The organism is Streptomyces sp. NPDC127068 (genome assembly GCF_042724695.1).
Taxonomy (GTDB): domain Bacteria; phylum Actinomycetota; class Actinomycetes; order Streptomycetales; family Streptomycetaceae; genus Streptomyces.
The window spans coordinates 78,929-97,225 of the sequence record NZ_JBHXEN010000010.1 but is presented as its reverse complement, the minus strand read 5'-3'; the positions used below and the strand labels follow the sequence as shown (position 1 = coordinate 97,225).

The 18,297-nt window shown below is 73.1% G+C and carries 19 protein-coding genes; 11 read left to right on the top strand and 8 right to left on the bottom strand.

The features are described from left to right. Positions 1-36: 36 nt before the first annotated feature. Complete coding sequence (locus ACFWIA_RS08740) at positions 37-801, bottom strand: TetR/AcrR family transcriptional regulator (protein WP_387001806.1); 765 nt, start codon at positions 799-801, stop codon at positions 37-39. A gap of 146 nt (positions 802-947) precedes the next feature. Here ACFWIA_RS08740 and ACFWIA_RS08735 point away from each other — a divergent pair, with 146 nt between their 5' ends. After that, complete coding sequence (locus ACFWIA_RS08735) at positions 948-1,868, top strand: ATP-binding cassette domain-containing protein (protein WP_387001804.1); 921 nt, start codon at positions 948-950, stop codon at positions 1,866-1,868. Further along, on the top strand, positions 1,868-2,626 hold the full coding sequence (locus ACFWIA_RS08730; protein ID WP_387001802.1) for an ABC transporter permease: 759 nt from the start codon (positions 1,868-1,870) through the stop codon (positions 2,624-2,626). The genes ACFWIA_RS08735 and ACFWIA_RS08730 overlap by 1 nt, the downstream gene beginning before the upstream one ends. A gap of 11 nt (positions 2,627-2,637) precedes the next feature. On the opposite strand, the gene ACFWIA_RS08725 is transcribed toward ACFWIA_RS08730, so the two are convergent. The 3 genes from ACFWIA_RS08725 to ACFWIA_RS08715 all read right to left on the bottom strand — a co-directional run bounded on the left by ACFWIA_RS08725 (position 2,638) and on the right by ACFWIA_RS08715 (position 6,321). Then, positions 2,638-3,048 carry a hypothetical protein gene (locus ACFWIA_RS08725; RefSeq protein ID WP_387001800.1) on the bottom strand — a complete coding sequence of 137 codons (411 nt, stop codon included), beginning with the start codon at positions 3,046-3,048 and terminating at the stop codon, positions 2,638-2,640. A 47-nt stretch (positions 3,049-3,095) separates the two neighbouring features. Continuing rightward, complete coding sequence (locus ACFWIA_RS08720; RefSeq protein WP_387001798.1) at positions 3,096-5,369, bottom strand: MMPL family transporter; 2,274 nt, start codon at positions 5,367-5,369, stop codon at positions 3,096-3,098. Between the two features lie 133 nt (positions 5,370-5,502). Further along, positions 5,503-6,321 (bottom strand): CAP domain-containing protein, encoded by an 819-nt coding sequence (locus ACFWIA_RS08715; protein WP_387001797.1) that lies wholly within the window; start codon positions 6,319-6,321, stop codon positions 5,503-5,505. Between the two features lie 231 nt (positions 6,322-6,552). On the opposite strand from ACFWIA_RS08715, the gene ACFWIA_RS08710 reads away from it, so the two are divergent. After that, on the top strand, positions 6,553-6,918 hold the full coding sequence (locus ACFWIA_RS08710; protein WP_387001796.1) for a PH domain-containing protein: 366 nt from the start codon (positions 6,553-6,555) through the stop codon (positions 6,916-6,918). On the opposite strand, the gene ACFWIA_RS08705 is transcribed toward ACFWIA_RS08710, so the two are convergent. Then, positions 6,915-7,685 carry a response regulator gene (locus ACFWIA_RS08705; protein ID WP_387001795.1) on the bottom strand — a complete coding sequence of 257 codons (771 nt, stop codon included), beginning with the start codon at positions 7,683-7,685 and terminating at the stop codon, positions 6,915-6,917. The two genes, ACFWIA_RS08710 and ACFWIA_RS08705, sit on opposite strands and share 4 nt — an antisense overlap. Positions 7,686-7,778: 93 nt before the next feature. Then, the gene (locus tag ACFWIA_RS08700) at positions 7,779-9,035 is read right to left on the bottom strand and encodes a sensor histidine kinase (protein ID WP_387001794.1); all 1,257 of its coding nucleotides are present in this window, start codon (positions 9,033-9,035) and stop codon (positions 7,779-7,781) included. 163 nt (positions 9,036-9,198) lie between these two features. On the opposite strand from ACFWIA_RS08700, the gene ACFWIA_RS08695 reads away from it, so the two are divergent. The 6 genes from ACFWIA_RS08695 to ACFWIA_RS08670 all read left to right on the top strand — a co-directional run bounded on the left by ACFWIA_RS08695 (position 9,199) and on the right by ACFWIA_RS08670 (position 15,271). Beyond that, positions 9,199-10,323, top strand: coding sequence for a glycosyltransferase family 4 protein (locus tag ACFWIA_RS08695; RefSeq protein WP_387001793.1), 1,125 nt, complete (start codon positions 9,199-9,201; stop codon positions 10,321-10,323). Between the two features lie 560 nt (positions 10,324-10,883). Beyond that, positions 10,884-11,840: a pirin family protein gene (locus ACFWIA_RS08690; RefSeq protein ID WP_387001792.1), complete on the top strand. Its 957-nt coding sequence runs from the start codon at positions 10,884-10,886 to the stop codon at positions 11,838-11,840. 530 nt (positions 11,841-12,370) lie between these two features. Then, positions 12,371-12,556 carry a hypothetical protein gene (locus ACFWIA_RS08685; RefSeq protein WP_387001791.1) on the top strand — a complete coding sequence of 62 codons (186 nt, stop codon included), beginning with the start codon at positions 12,371-12,373 and terminating at the stop codon, positions 12,554-12,556. After that, positions 12,553-13,305 (top strand): hypothetical protein, encoded by a 753-nt coding sequence (locus tag ACFWIA_RS08680; RefSeq protein WP_387001789.1) that lies wholly within the window; start codon positions 12,553-12,555, stop codon positions 13,303-13,305. Before ACFWIA_RS08685 ends, ACFWIA_RS08680 begins: the two co-directional genes overlap by 4 nt. Continuing rightward, the gene (locus ACFWIA_RS08675; RefSeq protein WP_387001787.1) at positions 13,302-14,246 is read left to right on the top strand and encodes a DUF6895 family protein; all 945 of its coding nucleotides are present in this window, start codon (positions 13,302-13,304) and stop codon (positions 14,244-14,246) included. The genes ACFWIA_RS08680 and ACFWIA_RS08675 overlap by 4 nt, the downstream gene beginning before the upstream one ends. Then, positions 14,243-15,271: a serine hydrolase domain-containing protein gene (locus ACFWIA_RS08670; RefSeq protein WP_387001785.1), complete on the top strand. Its 1,029-nt coding sequence runs from the start codon at positions 14,243-14,245 to the stop codon at positions 15,269-15,271. The genes ACFWIA_RS08675 and ACFWIA_RS08670 overlap by 4 nt, the downstream gene beginning before the upstream one ends. Before the next feature lie 22 nt (positions 15,272-15,293). On the opposite strand, the gene ACFWIA_RS08665 is transcribed toward ACFWIA_RS08670, so the two are convergent. Together ACFWIA_RS08665 and ACFWIA_RS08660 are read right to left on the bottom strand one after the other, a co-directional pair. Beyond that, positions 15,294-16,025 carry a tellurium resistance protein gene (locus ACFWIA_RS08665; protein ID WP_387001783.1) on the bottom strand — a complete coding sequence of 244 codons (732 nt, stop codon included), beginning with the start codon at positions 16,023-16,025 and terminating at the stop codon, positions 15,294-15,296. A gap of 71 nt (positions 16,026-16,096) precedes the next feature. Then, positions 16,097-16,231, bottom strand: a complete 135-nt coding sequence (locus ACFWIA_RS08660) for a hypothetical protein (RefSeq protein WP_387001781.1) — start codon at positions 16,229-16,231, stop codon at positions 16,097-16,099. A 96-nt stretch (positions 16,232-16,327) separates the two neighbouring features. Here ACFWIA_RS08660 and ACFWIA_RS08655 point away from each other — a divergent pair, with 96 nt between their 5' ends. Beyond that, the gene (locus ACFWIA_RS08655) at positions 16,328-17,785 is read left to right on the top strand and encodes a methyl-accepting chemotaxis protein (RefSeq protein ID WP_387001779.1); all 1,458 of its coding nucleotides are present in this window, start codon (positions 16,328-16,330) and stop codon (positions 17,783-17,785) included. Beyond that, a complete protein-coding gene (locus ACFWIA_RS08650) occupies positions 17,782-18,282 on the top strand; it encodes a hypothetical protein (protein WP_387001777.1) in 501 nt (166 codons plus the stop codon). The genes ACFWIA_RS08655 and ACFWIA_RS08650 overlap by 4 nt, the downstream gene beginning before the upstream one ends. Positions 18,283-18,297: the final 15 nt, after the last annotated feature.

Sequence of the window (18,297 nt, the reverse complement as noted above, 5' to 3'; positions counted from 1 at the left end):
CCCTCGGACGTCCCCGGGGGCGCGGTCCCGTGCGGGTCAGGCGTCGGGTGCGTGCGCGCGCTGGGCGATCAGGAGGGCGAGGCCGTCGAGGATGCGGTCGAGGCCGAACCGGAAATCGGCGTCCGGGTCCTCGTCCACCCCGGTGAAGACGTCCGCGTCGAGCAACCGGGTGATCGCGGGCTGCCGTTCGGGGTCGGTGAAGCGCCGCAGGGTGTGCGCGTACCGGGCGAGGACCTGCTCGGGGGTGATCCCGCTGCGGGCGATCGCGTCGCGGTGGTCGGCGACGATCGTGGCGTCGGTGCGGACGTACCCGTAGACCAGCGTCATGATGCCCAGTCGTTCCGCGCCGTCCAGGCCGGTGGACTCCAGTGCGGCGAGGCCGCGTTCCATCCAGGCCACCTGGTGCGGCGCGGCGGGCGGGCTGGCGATCGGGAGGCGCAGGAGCCAGGTGTTGCGGTGCAGCACCTCGCGCTGGGCGTACGTCCAGGCGGTCAGGAGCGCGCGCCAACCGGTCGTGCCCTCGGGGACGGGCGGCGGAGTGCCCACGCCCGCGTCCGCCATCAGGAGGTACAGCTCGTCCTTGGCGGCGACGTACCGGTACAGCGACATCGTGGAGGCGCCGAGTTCCTTGGCGACCCGCCCCATGGAGACGGCTTCGATCCCCTCGCGGGCGGCGAGGGTGATGGCGGCGTCGACGATGCGGTCGAGTCCCAGTCCGGGCCGTGGCCCCTTGGCGGGACGTTCCCGTAGGCCCCAGGCCATTTCCAGGCTGGCGGGGAGCCCCGTTTCCGGCTCCGACATCGCTGGTGCTCTCCCTGCTGCCGGTGGGCGTTTGACCCCATCCTAGTTCTGTGTATTACTTACGCAGTAGAGCGTATGGCATACGCAGAAGAGCATGCACGGAAGAGCCGCCCGCGAGGTGCGCCGATCACCGGGAAGGGGATCCCATGGGCGTTCACGCCACCGCCCTCAGCAAGTCCTACGGCGACCTACGGGTCCTGGACGGTCTCCACCTCGACGTTCCGCCGGGCACCGTGCACGCGCTGCTCGGCCCGAACGGCGCCGGCAAGACCACCGCGGTGCGGATACTCGCCACCCTCACCGCCGCCGACTCCGGCACCGCCCGCGTCGCCGGACACGACATCACCGCCGAACGGTCCGCCGTCCGCGCCCGGATCAGCCTCACCGGACAGTTCGCGGCCGTCGACGCCCTCCAGACCGGCGCCGAGACCCTGCGGATGATGGGACGGCTCGCCGGCCTCGGCGCCCGCGCCGCCCGCACCCGCGCCGCCGAACTCCTCGACCGCTTCGACCTCGCGTCCGCCGCCGGGCGCACCGCCGGCGAGTACTCCGGCGGGATGCGCCGCCGGCTCGACCTCGCCGCCGGTCTGGTCTCCCGGCCCGCCGTCCTCTTCCTCGACGAACCGACCACCGGCCTGGACCCCCGCAGCCGACGGGACCTGTGGGAGGTCGTCCGCGAACTGCGCGCCGACGGCACCACCGTCCTGCTGACCACGCAGTACCTGGAGGAGGCGGACGTCCTGGCCGACCGCGTCAGCGTGTTGGACGGGGGCCGCATCGTCGCCGAGGGCACCGTCGCCGCGCTGAAGGAACAGGTGGCCGACCACCGGCTCGACCTCACCCTCGTCTCGCGCGCCGCCTACGAGCGGCTGCTCGCCCGACTGCCCGGTGACCGCCACCACCGCGATCCGGACCGGCTCGTCATCGGACTGGCCACCGACGGCACCGCGGGGCACGTGCGCGGGCTGCTCGACGCGGTCGACCCGGACGGCACCGCGGTCGCCCGGTTCGCCCTGCGCACCGCCACCCTCGACGACGTCTTCCTCGCCCTGACGGGAGCCCCGTGATGACCGCCGCACCGTTCACCACGGCCCGCACCATGGCGGGCCGCAGCCTGCGGATCAGCCGGCGCAGCCCCGACGCGCTGGTGACCGGCCTGGCGCTGCCCGTGCTGATGATGCTGATCTTCGTCTACTTCTTCGGCGGGTCGATCGACACCGGCACCGACTACGTGACCTACGTGGTCCCGGGGACGATCCTGCTGTGTGCGGGCTTCGGCGCCGGTTCCACCGCCGTGTCGGTGGCCGAGGACATGAAGAACGGGATCATCGACCGGTTCCGGGCCGCGGACATCGGCGCCGTCCCGGTGCTCGCCGGGCACGTCACCGCCTCGGTGGCCCGGAACCTCGTCTCCACCGTGCTGGTGCTGGGCGTGGCGCTGGCCATCGGCTTCCGGCCCTCGGCCGGGCCGGCGGGCTACCTCGCCGCGCTCGGCCTGGTCGCCGCCTGGATCGTCGCGATCTCCTGGCTCGCCGCGGCGCTCGGGCTGCTCGCCCGGACCCCCGAGGCGGCGAGCGGCCTCACGTTCCTGATGATGTTCCTGCCGTACCCGTCGAGCGCGTTCGTCCGGATCGAGACGATGCCCACCTGGCTGCACGGCTTCGCGGAGCACCAGCCGCTGACCCCGCTGATCGAGTCGGTGCGCGATCTGCTCCTGGGCCGGGCGGCGGGTGACGCCCCGTGGACCGCCCTGGCCTGGTGCGCCGCGGTCACCCTGCTGTCGCTGGCCCTGTCCCTGCCGTTGTTCCGCCACCGCACCCGGTGACCCGCGAGCCCTCATGGCCAGTCGACCAGCGCCGTGAACAGGGGGTAGCAGGTCGCGGCCAGTACGGGGGCGCCGATCGCCAGGCCGATGCGGCGCCCGCGCAGGAGGCGGCGGCCCGGCAGGACCCAGGACCACACCAGCAGCGCCCCGGCGCCCGCGAGCACGGCCCCGCAGAGCACCACCGCGAGGGTGTAGGACTCCTCGAAGCGGGCGAACTCCGCGGCGTCGCAGGTGGTGCAGGTGAGCTGGGCCAGCAGCGCCATCCCGGCGAGCACGGCGGTCACCGGGAGCAGGACCAGCGTGCCGATCAGCGGGGCGACCCAGGCGTGCGGGTCCGGCCAGTCGTGGGGGCCGGTGACACGGCGGACGGTGGCGGGGGCCGTGGCCGGGGCGGGGTGGTGCGCAGGGTGGTGAGCGGGCATGGGTCAAGCGAACCGGGTGCGCGGGTCGTGCGCCTGAGCGGTCGTACTCACTTCCCGTCCGCGGAACCACCCGGGGGCGGGGGAACGGGCGGGTGCGCGGCGACGGGCGTCTCGCCCTCCGCATGGAGCTTGGGCAGCACCCGGTCGAGCCACCGGGGCGTCCACCACGCGGAGCGCCCCAGCAACGTCATCACCGCCGGCACCAGCAGCAGCCGCACCACGGTCGCGTCGATGAGCACGCTCACCGCGAGGCCGAGCCCCAGCATCTTCACCACGATGTTGTCGGAGATCACGAACGCGGCGAAGACACTGACCATGATCAGCGCGGCGCAGGTGATGACCCGTGCGGTGATCTCCAGCGCGTGCGCGACGCTCGCCCCGGGGTCACCGGTCCGCAGCCACGCCTCGTGGATGCGGGACAGCAGGAAGATCTCGTAGTCCATGCTCAGGCCGAAGACGATCGCGAACATCATCATCGGCACGTAACTCTCGATGGGCACCGTCCCCGACACCCCGAGCGCCGGACCGCCCCACCCCCACTGGAACACGGCGACGACGACCCCGTACGAGGCGGCGATGGACAGCACGTTGAGCACGGCCGCCTTCAACGCGACGAGCACGCCCCGGAAGACCACCAGGATGACGAGGAACGCCAGCCCGACCACGGCGGCGATGATCCACGGCAGCCGGGCGGAGACGATGTCCAGGAAGTCGACCTGCGCGGCCGTCGTCCCCGTGACGTACCCGTGCGCCTCGGTGCCGGACACGGCCTCGGGCAGCACCTCGTCGCGGAGCCGGTTGACCAGGTGGGTGGTCCGCTCGTCCTGCGGGGCGGCCACCGAGTACGCGGTGCCGACCAGGACGTCCCCGTCGGAGGTGGCCTTCAACGGGGTGACGAACGCGGCGTCGGGCACCCCGGTGAGCGCCTGCTGCGCCTCGGTGGCGAGCGCCGCCCGGTCCGCCTGCGGTACGGAGGACTGGTCGACGACGAGGGTCAACGGGCCGTTGGAGCCGGGACCGAACGCGGACGACATCAGGTCGAAGGCCCGCCGGTCGGTGAACGACTTCGGGTCGGCGCCGTCGCCGATGTGCCCCAGTTGCAGGGAGAACACCGGTACGGACAGCACCGCGAGGACCGCGACGCCCGCACCCGTGTACCACCAGGGGCGCCGCTCCACGCGCAGGGCGTAACGGTGCCAGGCCCCGGTGACCTCCGCCCCCGGCTCGGCGTCCGTCTCGGCCACGGGGGCACGCACCCGCAACCGGTCGATGTGCCGCCCGACCAGCCCGAGCAACGCCGGTACGAGGGTGAGCGCGCCCAACACCGCGGTGACCACGGTGACCGCCGCGGCGAGCCCCAGCTTGCCGATGAACGCGATGCCCGACACCCACAGCCCGGACAGCGCGATGATCACCGTGCAGCCGGAGAGCAGTACCGCGTGCCCGCTGGTGGCCGCGGCCCCGCCGGCGGCGGCCACCGGGTCCCGCCCGTCCTTCAGCCCCTGGCGGTGCCGGGTGACCAGGAACAGGGCGTAGTCGATGCCGACACCCAGCCCGATCATCGTGGCGAGGGTCGGCGAGACCGTCGCGAACGTGGACGCGGCGGCCAGCAGGGCGAGCAGCGCCAGCCCGCAGATCACGCTGATCAGCGCGGTGACCAGGGGGAGGACGGCGGCGACGACGCTCCCGAAGCCGATCAGCAGCACGACGATCGCCACCGCGAAGCCGATGACCTCGCTGAGCCGGTCGTTGGGCTCCGGGCGCGCCAGTTCGCCCAGCGGCCCGCCGTACTCGACGTCGACGCCCGCGGAACGGAGCGGCTGCACCGCGTCGTCCACCCCGTGCAGGTAGTCCTCGCCCAAGGTGGACGGCTGGACGCTGAACCGGACGGTGATGTAGGCCGTGTGGCCGTCGGCGGAGAGCGGACCGACGTCCGGCTGCCCGGACGGGGTCGGGGGAGCGGTGAGGGGGTTCTGCGCGGAGAGGACGTCCGGGAGCCCCTGGAGCGAGGCCACGGTCCGGCCCACCTCGTCGCTGACCGAGGAGAGGGGGCGCGCGGAGTCGTTCAGGACGACTTGGGCGCTGTAGCCCCCGGCGGCCGGATCGTGGTCCTTCAGCACGTCGAGGCCGTGCTGAGACTGGGTGCCCGGCAGCGAGAAGTCGTCCGAGTACGTGCCGCCGTACGCGTGGTGCAGCACTTGGAGTCCGGCGAGTGCCGCCAGCCAGAGGACCAGCACCGTGATCGCGTGCCGTGCGCAGAACTCGCCGACCCGCCTCAGGAGTCCGGGCCGGTCCGCGTGCGGAACGCCCGTGGCTGCCATGCCCCGAGTCGAACACCCGGGGCTGCCCCCCGCACGCCGGCCCGTCGATACGGGTGACGCCGGGCGCCGCTGCCAGCTCCCCGGGTCACTTCTCAGGTCACCCCCCGGGTCACTTCTCAGGTCACTTCTCAGGTCACTTCTCGGGTCTGGCGAACACCTGCGTCCAGTGCGGCCCGTCGGCGGCTTCGGCGGCCCGGTCGACGCCGAGACCCATGTGGGTGAAGGGGCAGTGGAGGATGTTGGCGCGGTGGCCGGGGCTGGCCATCCATCCGTCCATCGCCGCGCGTGCGGTGCGCGGTCCGGCGGCCACGTTCTCCCCCACGACCGACCAGGCGTACCCCGCGGCGGTGACCCGGTCCCCCACGCTGCGTCCCTCCGGCGAGGCGTGGCCGAAGTACCCCCGTAGGCCCATGTCCTGGCTGTGTCGGGCCGCCGCCCGGTTCAGCCGGGGGTCGACCGTGACGGGACGGCAACCCACCCGGACCCGTTGGGCGTTGACCAGTGCGGTGACCTGGGCGATCAGTCCGCCCGATCCGGCGGCGACCGGGGCCGGTGCGGGCTGCTGGGGCGCGGGGCGCTCGCGCGGTGCCGGCTCCGGTGCCGGCTTCGTGGCGGGTCCCGGTGCGGGGGGCCGGGCCGGGGCGGGGGGCGGTTCGGTGGTGCGGGGCTCGGTGGCCGTCGGGGCGTCCGGTGTCCCCCCGGCGGTGGGGGCTCCGGAGGTGGCGGGTGCCTCGGCGGTCGGTGGGGCGGGGGTGGTTGCCGGGGCTGCGGCGGTTGCCGGGGCGGTTGCCGGGGACGGGGACGGGGCCGGGGCGGGGCTGCCCGCGCCCACCGTCGCCGTGCTCAGCGTGACGAGCACGGCGAGCGCGCCCCACACACGTCTGCCGCGGACCGGGCGCCGCTTCCCGGTTCGCGTGATGGCTCCGGTCGGTGTCGGTGGCTCGTCGTACACGGTGGTCCTCAGGGTGGGCGGCCCGGCTGCTCCGGGTGAACCGGTCCGGCGCCCCGAGAGGCCCGAACTCCCCTTCCGTATAACAGAAGTGGGAGAAGGGGCGCCCGTCTTCGACCGGGGGAAGACCTCGTTCGTGTGGACTGCTCCCCGCACGTGCGACCTTGCTCGTCAGCAGAATGACCTCACGTGTACAGTCGTAAATTCGTACGAAACTCACATGGGGGGCAGGTCATGGCACTGTTCGGAAACGCGCACACGATCGACCCGAGTCAGGCGGCGCAGGACTACGCCAAGCTGTTGGGCCACGGCGAGCAGGTCCAAGCCGCCTACCAGTTGGTCCGGGACTCGATCCTCTTCACCGACCGCCGGCTCATCCTGGTCGACAAGCAGGGCATCACCGGCAAGAAGACCGAGTACCACAGCATTCCGTACCGGAGCATCACGCACTTCGCGGTCGAGACCTCCGGCACCTTCGACCTCGATGCCGAGCTGAAGCTCTGGGTCTCCGGCAACCCCCTGCCGATCCAGAAGACGTTCACCAAGGGCGTCGACATCTACGAGGTCCAGGCGATCCTCACGCAGTTCGTGGCGCGCTAGGCGATCCGCCCGACGCGACTGCCCGCCTCCCGGACGGACACCGGCCCGTCCGGGAGGCGGATGCCACCCCCTCCCGCCTCGTCCGGGTCCCCCGGGCGCACCATCCCCCACTCGTAGGCAGTGATCACGGCCTGGGCCCGGTCCCGCAGCCCCAACTTGGCGAACAGCCGGTTGATGTGGGTCTTCACGGTGTGGTCGGTGATGGTGAGCCGGACGGCGATCTCGGCGTTCGACAGGCCCCGGGCGATCAGCATCAGCACCTCCGCCTCGCGCGTGGTGAGCCCTTCGGCCCGGCGCGCCGGCCGCACGCCCGCCCGGCTGCTCACGAAGTCGCCGATCAGTCGTTTGGTGATCTCCGGTGACAGCAGTGCGTCGCCGGCCGCCACGACCCTGACGGCGTGCAGGAGTTCGGGGAAGGTCGCGTCCTTGAGCAGGAACCCGCCCGCACCGGCGGCCAGCGCGTCGTACACGTACTCGTCGAGGCCGAACGTCGTCAGCATCAGCACCTTGGGGGCGTCGACGGGATCGGCGAGGATCTCGCGGGCCGCCTCTATGCCGTTCATGTGGGGCATCCTGATGTCCAGCAGGACCAGATCGGGTCGGGTCCGTGCGGTGACCCGCACCGCCTGCACCCCGTCCTCCGCCTCGCCGACGACCTCGATGTCGTCCTGCGTCGACAGCAGATTGACGAATCCGGTCCGCACCACCGACTGGTCGTCCGCGACGACCGTCCGGATCACCCCGCCCGTACCGCCACTGCCCCTCATGCTCCGCATTCCCTTTCTGCTCCTGGTCGCTTCCGGTCGCTGCCCGGCACCCCTCTCCCCTTTGCCTGCCGCAGGTCGACGAGGGAGTGCCGTTCACCACGGGAGTTCCGCGACCACGGTGAAGCCCCCGGCCGGGCCCGCTCCGGCGGTGAGGCGTCCCCCGACCAGGGCGGCGCGCTCCCGCATGCCGTTGAGTCCGTGTCCGTCACCGCGCGCGTCGGGCGGGATGGGTGAGTCGGGCGGGCCGGGCGGGCCGGGTGAGGCCCGCGCCGGCCCGGGCCCGTCGTCCTGGACCCGCACCACCAGCAGTCGGTCCGTGCCGTAGTCGACCTCCACCAGCGTACGGGCGCCCGGCGCGTGCTTGCGGGCATTGGTCAGGGCCTCCTGCGCGATGCGGTAGGCGGACAGTTCCCATACGGCGGGCAGCGCGACGCGCTCCCCGACGACCGTCAACTCCGCCCGCCCGCCCACCGCACGGTGCTGCTCCAGGAGTGCGGGCAGATGCCCCAACGTGGGTTGGGGAGCGGTCAGTACGTGCCCCGGCTCACCAGGGGTGCGCAACACCCCGAGCAGCCGGCGTAGTTCGTCCATCGAGGCACGGGCGTTCCGGGCTATCTGTTGGAAGCCCTCGCGGGCCTCGACGGTCAGGCCCGGCGTCGTGTACGTGGCGCTCTCCGCCTGGACGGCGATCATCGACACCGAGTGGGCGACGATGTCGTGCAGTTCGCGGGCGATGGCCGCCCGTTCCTCCGCCGCCGCCTCCCGTCGCTCCATCGCTATCAGCCGGGCCTGTGACCGGGCGCGCTCCCGCCGGGTCTCGTCCCGGGCCCGGACCGCGTCCCCCATCGCGACCGCGCCGATGACCACGACCGTCAGGATGAACGCCTCCGCGAACAGCCCGAGCGAGGCGCGCTCTCCGATGGCGGGGACCACCACGCCGTCGATGGGCGGCCAGGTCGCTATGTGCACCAGGTTCACGGCCACGGCGCCGAGCAGTCCGCCCAGCACCAGGACCGCCGGGTGCTGCACCCGGTTCCGGGCGAGGGTGTAGACGCCGCACAGCCCGCTGACGATCGTGACCAGGTAGAAGCTGTAGTCGGCGGCGAAGGCGACGAGCCCCGCGGCGACCGTGAGGAACCCGACGGGCGGGCACACGCGCCTCCACACCAGGGACACCGCGGACACCAACACCCCCACGTCCGCCCAGAGCGAGGCGGCCGGTATCCAGATCAGCTCCAGTACCGCGAGGCAGGTGAGGACCCACCCGGTGGCGCTGTAGTAGGTGGACGTGCCGGTCCAACCAGCCCACGAGCGCAGCCGGGCGGTGCGGAGGTTCGATGCAACGCCCATGCGCTCACCGTACGGACGGCAGGAGCGAGACCACATCAACCCGTGGTGTGAGGTGCGGGTTGGCACCGTCGTATGACGCCCCGCCGGCCTTCCCGTTCCTACTCTCGTCGTCGACGGGCGCCGAACGGACTGCGTGCCCGAGTCCCCACCTCAGGAGACCCGCATGCGCACGCTGATCGTCACCAACGACTTCCCGCCCCGGCAGGGCGGCATCGAGACCTTCGTCGGCGCCCTCGCGGACCGCTTTCCCGCCGCCGGGGTCGTCGTCCTGACCTCGGCGGAGCCCGGTGCCGCGGCGCACGACGCCGCTCTCCCGTACCCGGTCGTACGCACCCGGGCCCGCACCCTCCTGCCCACCCCGGCGGCGACGACGAAGGCGGTGCGGACGGCGCGCCGCTACGGCTGCGACCGGGTCTGGTTCGGCGCGGCGGCCCCGCTCGGCCTCATGGCGCGACGGCTGCGGCGGGACGCGGGGGTGCGGACGGCGGTCGCGACCACCCACGGCCACGAGGTCTGGTGGGCACGGACGCCCGGTACCCGCGGCCTGCTGCACCGCGTGGGCGCGCATACCGACGTCGTCACCGTGCTCGGCCCCGCCACCGGCCGCCCAATAGCGGCGGCGCTGCCGCCCGGGGCCCGGGTGGAGCGGCTGGTCCCCGGTGTCGACACGGCGGTCTTCCGGCCCGGGTTGGACGGCACTCCGGCGCGGGCGCGGTACGGCCTCGGTCGTCGCCCGGTGATCCTGTGCGCCTCCCGGTTGGTGCCCCGCAAGGGGCAGGACACCCTGGTCAGGGCGCTGCCGTGGGTACGCCGGGTGATCCCGGACGCGGTGTTGCTGCTGGTCGGGGACGGCCCCCACGAGGCGGAGCTGCGAAGACTCGCGGTGGCGGAGGGCGTGGCGGACGGCGTGGTCTTCGCGGGCGGCCACCCGCACGGCGAACTGCCCGGGTACTACGCCGCCGCCGACGTCTTCGCCATGCCGTGCCGTACCCGCCGACGGGGGCTGGAGGTGGAGGGCCTGGGCATCGTCTACCTGGAGGCCGCCGCGTCCGGGTTGCCGGTCGTCGCAGGTGACTCCGGCGGCGCCCCGGACACCGTGCGCGACGGGGAGACGGGGTACGTGGTCGACGGTCGGTCGGTAGCGGCGGTGGGCGACCGTCTGGTCCGGCTGCTGCGCGACGGCCGGCTCGCGTCCGACATGGGGGCGAAGGGGCGCGCGTGGGTCCGGGCGGAGTGGAACTGGGACCACTCGTACGAGGTGCTGCGCGGCTTGCTGGAGCCGTCCTGACGGAGCTGAGCCCGTGCGGTGGTGCGGTTGGTCCCGTGCGGTGGTGCGGAGCGGAGCGGAGCCCGCGCCGGGGTGGGCTGACCCGGTTCGGTGGCGGGCCTGACCTCGTGCCGGGGCGGGGGCGGCCCGGTCAGCGCGGTGCGATTGGTCCCGTGTCGTGGTGGTGGTCGAGGGGGGACACCCTTCGGCGGCGGGACCGATCCCCGCCGCGACGCCGCCGACCCTGTTCGGCGGTGGGGGCTGATCCCGCGCTGTGGTGCGGCTGACCCGTGCGGGCGATCGGGTTGGTCCCGTGCCGGAGTGGGCCCGACCCCGCTCAGCGGCGCGGCTCATCCGCGCCGTGGCGGACTGATCCCCTGCCGGTCGGTCCCGCCACGGTCGGTCCCGCCGCAGTGGGGGCCGCCCTCGCCCAACATCGGTACTTGGAGAATCCAAGCGTGTGGCGGGGACGTTTCCGTCTTTCGAGGTCGGGTGGGTCGGCCCGGTGGGGCCGGGGAATGCTTTCCAGTGGCAGAAAGTTCTACATTCAACTAAACTCGGATCACGAGGAGGTCCCCACCATGCCCGCTGTGACCGTTGAGAACCCGCTGACCCTGCCCCGCGTGGCTGCACCGAAGGACGCCGACGCGCGTCCGGTGCTGGCCGTGAGCACCGCTCCGAGCGGCTTCGAGGGCGAGGGATTCCCGGTCCGCCGGGCCTTCGCCGGGATCAACTACAAGTACCTGGACCCGTTCATCATGATGGACCAGATGGGCGAGGTCGACTACGCGCCGGGTGAGCCGAAGGGAACCCCCTGGCACCCCCACCGCGGCTTCGAAACCGTCACCTACATCATCGACGGCACCTTCATCCACCAGGACTCCAACGGCGGTGGCGGGACCATCACCAACGGTGACACCCAGTGGATGACGGCGGGTTCCGGCCTGCTGCACATCGAGGCCCCGCCGGAGCAGCTGGTGATGTCCGGCGGCCTGTTCCACGGCCTCCAGCTGTGGGTCAACCTGCCCGCCGCCGACAAGATGAAGGACCCCCGCTACCAGGACATCCGCGGTGGAGAGATCCAGTTGCTCACCACGCCCGACGGCGGTGCGCTGCTCCGGGTGATCGCCGGTGAGCTGGACGGACACGAGGGGCCCGGCATCACCCACACGCCGATCACGATGGTCCACGCGACCGTGCGCCCCGGCGCGGAGGTCACCCTCCCCTGGCGGCAGGACTTCAACGCCCTGGCGTACGTCCTCGCCGGACGCGGCACCGTGGGCACGGACCGTCGTCCGATCCACCTCGGCCAGACCGCGGTCTTCGGCAACGGCTCGTCGATCACCGTCCGCGCGGACGAGTCGCAGGACTCCCACACCCCGGACCTGGAGGTCGTCCTCCTCGGTGGTCGGCCGCTGCGCGAGCCGATGGCCCACTACGGCCCCTTCGTCATGAACACCCGCGAAGAGCTCCAGCAGGCGTTCGACGACTTCCAGAAGGGCCGGCTCGGCACGATCCCGGCGGTCCACGGCATGTGACCCCGGGGCGTCAGCCCCGTGCGCCCGCACGCCCACGGCCCCGTCCGGCCCACCAGCCGGACGGGGCCGTTCGGCGTTCAGCCCAACAGCCCCGCCCAACAGACCCGTCCCGGAACCCCACCCCGGAGCCCCACCCCGGAACCCCGTTCCGGTTCACCACGGGCCCGCCCGCCGTGATTCCGGCCGACCTCGACCCGCGCAGGGAGGCGACGCCCGGCGTACGCCGACCACAAGGCGCGCCGCCGACCGGGTGAACGCCGCCTGCTGGTCGTCGGAGGCGGCGCGAGGGCCCGGTCCGGCGGCTGTCCGAACTCCCCCGGTACAGGGCCACCCGGGGCCACGACGCGGTGGCCGACACCGAGTTCGTCGCCGAGTTCCCGTCCCGGCCGCCCCGATGCGGTGACATCGGAGACACGCCGCCTTTCGGGTGAACATCAGAACTTCGCCGCTCTAAGTCTTGTATGAACGGCTAGCCTCATTAGCAGCATCGCCACATAAGTGGTGATACGTCTCTCCAAAAGGAGGCACTGATGCTCGCTCAGAAGGACATCCGCATCGTCGCTACCTCTAGTGAGGCAACGGCCGTAGGAACACTGATGCTGGAGCCGGAGACCACGGTCAGCGGCGCTCCCATCTACGCGCCGGAGTCTGTCGGTCTTCTGCTGCTCGCCCTGCTCCTGTCCCCCAAGGAGCCGAGGGAGCCGAAGAGTAAGTGAGCTCTCGGGCGAACTTCGCTGCGGCGGCAGACGAACTCGCCACCCGTGTCCTCAGCGCCCTTCGCGGCGCCGGGGACACGGCGTTCATCGCCCGCCATTTCCACACCGCTCCCGATGCGTTGGCCGCTCTCGCCGCCATCCGGGTCATCGGCGCGGACGCCTTCACCCCGCACGTGCTCATCGGCGTTCCCTTCCACACGGAGGACGCCGCCGCCGTGGCCCGGTCGTTCGACGCCTTCCCGGCGTCGGTCGTCGGCGCCCCGGCCCCCGGCGACGGCGGCGTCGTCGCCTGGCGCGACTGGGCGACCGGGCAGCTCCTGACCCGTTTCGGCGGGGAGACCGCCCCCGGCACGGACACCCCGCCCCCCACCGCGGCCGGCGCCCTCACCGACACCGGCGACTGGCAGCAGTGGTCCGTACGGATGGCGCAGCTCGCCTCGCTCGCCACCCCCGGTCTCGACGGCCCGGTGCACGAGGCGGCCCGCGGCGCGGCGCTGTCCCTGTCCCGCGGCGTCACCCGTTCGGTGCTGCGCCGCGACTACTCCACCGCGGTCCGGCTGATCCGCTGGCTCGCCTGGCTCCACCACGAAGGCGTCGCCCTGCCGCTCGACCCGGTGACGACGACGGAGCACGTACGGCTCCTGGGCGGGACGAGCCCCCGCGCCGCGGTCGACCTGGCGGTCGCCCGGCACCTGCTCGAAGGCCAGCTCCCCCAGTACCCCCAGGACCCGGAGGCGGTACGCAGATGACGGTTCCCGAGTCCGTGGCCGTGGCGGCCCGGAGCATGGCCGACCGGGGCCTGTCCTGGCTGCACGCGAACCGTGCCCACGGCGCCTTCCTCCAGGACGGTACGGAGACGCTCGCCGAACCCGACAGCGTCTACAAACCCCTCAGCGAAACCGCGCTCGCCGCCTCCGTCATCCTGCGTGACGGCGTCGCCGGTCCCGGTCAACTGGTCGCTGCACAGAGCCTGTTGGACTTCTGCTGGGACCAGTTCCGGCAGGGCGACATGCTGTACGAACGCCAGCTCCAGCACGTCCTGATGACCGACCCGTTGGAGACCTACGCGGCCTTCGCCCGCTGCGGATACCGCCACGCGGACCTGCACCGGCTGCTCACCCACCTCACCGGGTTGCGTTCCGTCGAGGGAATCGAGCACCTGCCCAACCGCAAGCTCGCGGTGGCCAACGCCGCCCGGGTGGTGGGCCTGGACCGCAAGGACGACTGGGCCGCGCTCACCCGCGACACCTGGCTCGGCGCCCTGCCGGAACCGTGGGCCATCAACTGGATCACCGGATACGCGGTCACCCACACCGTCTTCCACCTCACCGACTGGGGCAGCCGTCCCCAGGGCCTGTCCCCGCAGATCACCGCGTACCTGCGCACCTGGCTACCGGTGTGGATCGACATCTGGCGCGAGGTCGCCCAGTGGGACCTGGTGGGCGAACTCCTCATCGTCGGCGCCAGCCTGGACGAGCCCTACTGCAACCCCGAGGACTGGCAGATGCTCGCCGACCTCCAACAGGAGGACGGCTTCGTCCCCCGCGACGGCGACCCCGTCGACGAGGACCCGGCGCTGCGCTTCGCGGACCACCAACACACCGTCGTCGTCACCGCGGTGGCCGGTTCCGTCGCCCTCGCCCGGGCGGCCGGGGACCGGGCCGTCGGGGACCGGGCGGGCGCCCGGTGACCGACCCGCTCCTCGACGCCCGGTTACGGCCACTGCTCCACGCCGCCAAGGGCGCGACCGCGGTGGCCGTGGCGGCCGGACAGGGCGACGACCGCCTGTTGCTGACCCGGGGGAGCACCCCGGAGACCCGCTTCGAGACCGGCTCGGTCACCAAGACGTTCACCGCGCTGCTGCTCGCGGAACTCGCCGCCCGACGCGAGGTCCGCTACGACGACCCCGTCAGCCGTTACCTGCCCCGCCGGGTGCCGGGCCCCCCGATCACCCTGCTGCACCTGGCCACCCACACCTCCGGGCTGCCCCGGCTGCCCCCGGGCCTGGTCACCGGCTCGGCCCGGCGCGCCTGGTTCAGCAACCCGTACGCCGAGTTCACCACCACCGACCTGCTGGACTCGCTCTCCCGCACCCGGCTGCACCACCGCCCCGGCGCACGGGTGCGCTACTCCAACTTCGGGGCCGGGCTCCTCGGTCACGCACTGGTCCGGGCCGCCGGCGGTCGCGACGACGGGGACCCGGCCGGCTACCCCGCACTGCTGGCCGAACGGGTCCTGACCCCCCTGGGCCTGACGGACTCCGACTGCGACCCCCACCGTCCCCAGGCACGGGGGCACTGGCACGGCCGGCCCCGGCCGGCCTGGCGCATCCCCGGCCTGCCCGCCGCCGGCGCCCTGCGCTCCAGCGCCCGGGACCTGCTCACCACGTTGACGGCCCTGCTCGACCCCACGGCCAGCGCGGCGCCCCCCAGCCTGCGCGCCGCCCTCGCCGACGTGCAGCGCCCGCGGCTGGTGCTCCCCCGCACCGACAACCGCCTCTGCCTGGTCTGGAACCTCCGGCCCCGGCAGGGCCGCCCGCTCCTCCACCACTCCGGTGGCACCCGGGGGTTCACCGCGTTCGTGGGCTTCCTCCCCCGCTCCGGCACCGCGCTCGCCGCCCTCGCGAACACCGCGCCCACCCCCCTCGCCCCCTTCGTGCAGTCCGCGTACGGGACCCTGTGCGCGCTGGAGGACCGGGACCCCGCCCCGGGCTGACCGACCCGTACGGCATCGCGCCTCAGCGTTCCCCCTTCGTCGCGTACACCCATTCGAAGCCGAACCCGTAGGCCGCGTCGATCTGTTGGTGGAGCCACAGCTCCGGCGTCGGACGGAACCACTGGACCTCCCGACGCAGGGACAAGCCGTCGACGGCCGGACGGACCAGGGCGATCGCACACGCGGTCGCCCCGGTCGGCGAATCGTCGAGGTCGATCCGGACGTCCTGCTGCCCCGGGGCGGACACCGTCACCGCGGCACCCAGACTGCGGAAGTCGACGGCGCCCTCGTACACGTACACGTAGAGCAGTAGGCGTTCGAAGAGGTGGGCGTGGTCCAGGCTGACGCGCAGGGTCTCGCCGTCGGAGCTGGCACCGGTGCGGTCGTCCTGGTCGAGGCTGACGTACGGCCATGCGGTGAGGGACCCGTACGCGTCGCCGAGCGCCTGGACCGCCGTACCGTCGCCCTCCCGGCAGGCGACCAGACAGCCGAGGTCCAGGTCCGCGTCCACCCCGGGCCGCCAGTTGAGGTTGGCCTGGAGGACGCCCCGCCCGCCGATCCGGGTCTGCGGTCGGGCGGCGGACAGCACCAGCGGCGCCGGCGCTCCGGGCTCCGGTGCGCGCAACCGGGTCGGGGGGCGGGGACGTTCCTGGCGGGACGGTGCCGGGGCGGGCGCGGTGGGCGCGGTGGGCCCGCGCAGATCGATCACCTGACGTCTGCGATCGTCCCCGGGACGGTGTTCACTGGTGTTCATCGGGCCCCCTCTGCGGTCCCCAACTCCCTTGGAAACACGCCGGATCATATGCCCTGTCCGTGCCTTGTGCGCTAGTATCGGCGGCTGCGCGCGGGGGTCACGGGGGTGAGTGCGAGCGGCGCGCGGGGGCGGGCGACCGGCTCGATCCGGAAGGTCCGCGGTGCGGTGTCCCACCGTTCGACGCCGTCACCGTTGTCGCCGTTCACGGTGTCCTTCCGTGTCCCCTCTTGTACGCTCCGTTCCCTCGCCCACTCCGTCTCCTCCCGTTCCGTCTTCTCCGTCCTCTGTTCTGTGGGGTGTTCATGCCCGTTGGGGTACTGGCCGACCGTTCGGCGGTCGCCGGACAGCTGAGGTACCTGGCCGACCAGCCCGGGCTCGCACCACGGCGGGACGAGCTGACCACGCTCGCCGACGCGCTCCAGGGCGTCGGCGACAGCGATCTCGAACCCTGGACGGAACTCGACCTGTTGGACGCCTACGCCCGCCCGGAGAGCGTCCACGTGCCGGGCGGTGACGACGGGCGACGCGGACTCTGGGGTCTGCTGGAGGCGGTGCTCGGCGCCCTGGTCTTCGTTCCCCTGCTACTCACCTGGATCGGGCTCACCCGGGCGTCGAGCGCGTACGAGGCGCTGATCGGGGCGGACCCGAAGATGGCGGCCCGGCCGTTCCTCCAGCTGTGGCAGACCGGCTTCGAAGGACGGTTGACCGGCTGGTCCACCTTCGGGAACGTGGCGATGTTGGCGACCGGGGCGATCGTCGTCCTGCTGGTCCTCACCACCGTGCACGGCATCCGGCGCGCCCGCGAGGACCGCCGGGAGGCCGAGGCGCAGCGCACCGCCGACGACCTGCTCGCCCGGCTCGTCCCCGTACTGACCAAGGCCCAACTCCTGCTCAACGAGGAGAAGCTGACCTCGCCCGCCCGGTTCACCGGTGAACTCACGAAGGCGGCGGGTTCGTTGGGTTCGCTGGTGCGGCGGTCCGCCACCACGCAGAAGGAGTTGACGGCCGCCGCGTCCGTGGTGGGGGAGGCCGTGGACAGCGCGGAACAGCGGCTCGCGGGGGTGGCGGCTGCGGCCCGGCCCCTGGAGGAGGCCGCGCACCGCATCGAGACGGCGGTCCGCACCACGGGCGGCGACGTGGGCAAGGCCCTCGACGACGTCCGCACCGTCAACGGCGAGGTGCGGGACGCGTTGGGGCGGGCCGGGGAGCGGGTGGAGGACTCGGTCCACACCCTGGGCGCCGCCCAACGTTCGTTCACCACGGCGACGGAGGTGGCCACGGACGTGTCGGCCCGCGTGCTGGACCGGCTCGGGGAGGTCACCGAGGACACGGCGCGGGCGGTCGCCGGCTCCCAGGAGGCGGCGCAGCGGCTCGCCGAGGAGGCCCGGGCGCTGCGGGAGACCGCCGAACGGTTCGCGGAACTCGTCGCGGTGGTCGCGGAGGCGGCCCGGGAGGGCGCGTTCCGCCCCCGGGTGCCGGGCCCGGCCGGCCACCCGGAGCAGGGCGCTGCGCCATCGACCGATCCGACGTGGGGCAACTCGGCGTCGGGCAACCCGACCGTGGCCCACCAGACGTTGGTCAAGCCGACCTTGGCCGAGCGACCGTTGGGCTCCAGCAGCACCGAGGGGCGCACCGGCAGCGGAGTGGAGAGCGCCGCCCCCTACGGTCCCTGGGTCGACGACGAGCCGCAGGACGCCCGTCCCGTCGACGGCGGTGACACGCCCGCGCCCGGCGCGCTGCCCCCGGCGGGCCACCGGTGAGGCCCCCGGGGAGACGGCCGGCGCGGCCCCGTCGGTTCAACGCCCTGCACCTGGCGGGCTGGCTCTTCGCGGACCTGCTGCTGGTCCTCGCGCTGGTCGCGATGGGTGACCAGGGCGACCCGGTCAAGGCCGCGGAGGGCAAGCGGCCCGGCCCTTCGGCGTCTGCGGACGGCACGTCGCCGGCGAAGCCGAAGGGCCCGCGTGCGGTGAACCGCAAACCGGTACGGGTCTCCATCGCGGCGGCCCGCGGCGACGGGGCCCGCATCGTGCGCCAACTGCGTGCGGTGACCGCGAAGCACCGGGGCCGGCAGGCCGCGTTCGTCCTCACCTTCGGGCGCCACGGCGAACCGGGCGCCGGCGGCGACTACGCGCACCGGGTCAACTCGTTGTTGACGAAGGCCCGTCCGGGCATGTTCAAGGGGGCGACGACCCGCGACTTCTGGAAGGGCGGGGCCGCCGGTTCCGCCGATCTGGAGATCTACTTCTACACCTACTGAAGCGACCGTCCCGAG

Bases quoted from the DNA above. Each gene is read 5' to 3' on its own strand.
- ACFWIA_RS08740 (WP_387001806.1), bottom strand. From the start codon at position 801: ATGTCGGAGCCGGAAACGGGGCTCCCCGCCAGCCTGGAAATGGCCTGG.
- ACFWIA_RS08735 (WP_387001804.1), top strand. From the start codon at position 948: ATGGGCGTTCACGCCACCGCCCTCAGCAAGTCCTACGGCGACCTACGG.
- ACFWIA_RS08730 (WP_387001802.1), top strand. From the start codon at position 1,868: ATGACCGCCGCACCGTTCACCACGGCCCGCACCATGGCGGGCCGCAGC.
- ACFWIA_RS08725 (WP_387001800.1), bottom strand. From the start codon at position 3,048: ATGCCCGCTCACCACCCTGCGCACCACCCCGCCCCGGCCACGGCCCCC.
- ACFWIA_RS08720 (WP_387001798.1), bottom strand. From the start codon at position 5,369: ATGGCAGCCACGGGCGTTCCGCACGCGGACCGGCCCGGACTCCTGAGG.
- ACFWIA_RS08710 (WP_387001796.1), top strand. From the start codon at position 6,553: ATGGCACTGTTCGGAAACGCGCACACGATCGACCCGAGTCAGGCGGCG.
- ACFWIA_RS08705 (WP_387001795.1), bottom strand. From the start codon at position 7,685: ATGAGGGGCAGTGGCGGTACGGGCGGGGTGATCCGGACGGTCGTCGCG.
- ACFWIA_RS08700 (WP_387001794.1), bottom strand. From the start codon at position 9,035: ATGGGCGTTGCATCGAACCTCCGCACCGCCCGGCTGCGCTCGTGGGCT.
- ACFWIA_RS08695 (WP_387001793.1), top strand. From the start codon at position 9,199: ATGCGCACGCTGATCGTCACCAACGACTTCCCGCCCCGGCAGGGCGGC.
- ACFWIA_RS08690 (WP_387001792.1), top strand. From the start codon at position 10,884: ATGCCCGCTGTGACCGTTGAGAACCCGCTGACCCTGCCCCGCGTGGCT.
- ACFWIA_RS08685 (WP_387001791.1), top strand. From the start codon at position 12,371: ATGCTCGCTCAGAAGGACATCCGCATCGTCGCTACCTCTAGTGAGGCA.
- ACFWIA_RS08675 (WP_387001787.1), top strand. From the start codon at position 13,302: ATGACGGTTCCCGAGTCCGTGGCCGTGGCGGCCCGGAGCATGGCCGAC.
- ACFWIA_RS08665 (WP_387001783.1), bottom strand. From the start codon at position 16,025: ATGAACACCAGTGAACACCGTCCCGGGGACGATCGCAGACGTCAGGTG.
- ACFWIA_RS08655 (WP_387001779.1), top strand. From the start codon at position 16,328: ATGCCCGTTGGGGTACTGGCCGACCGTTCGGCGGTCGCCGGACAGCTG.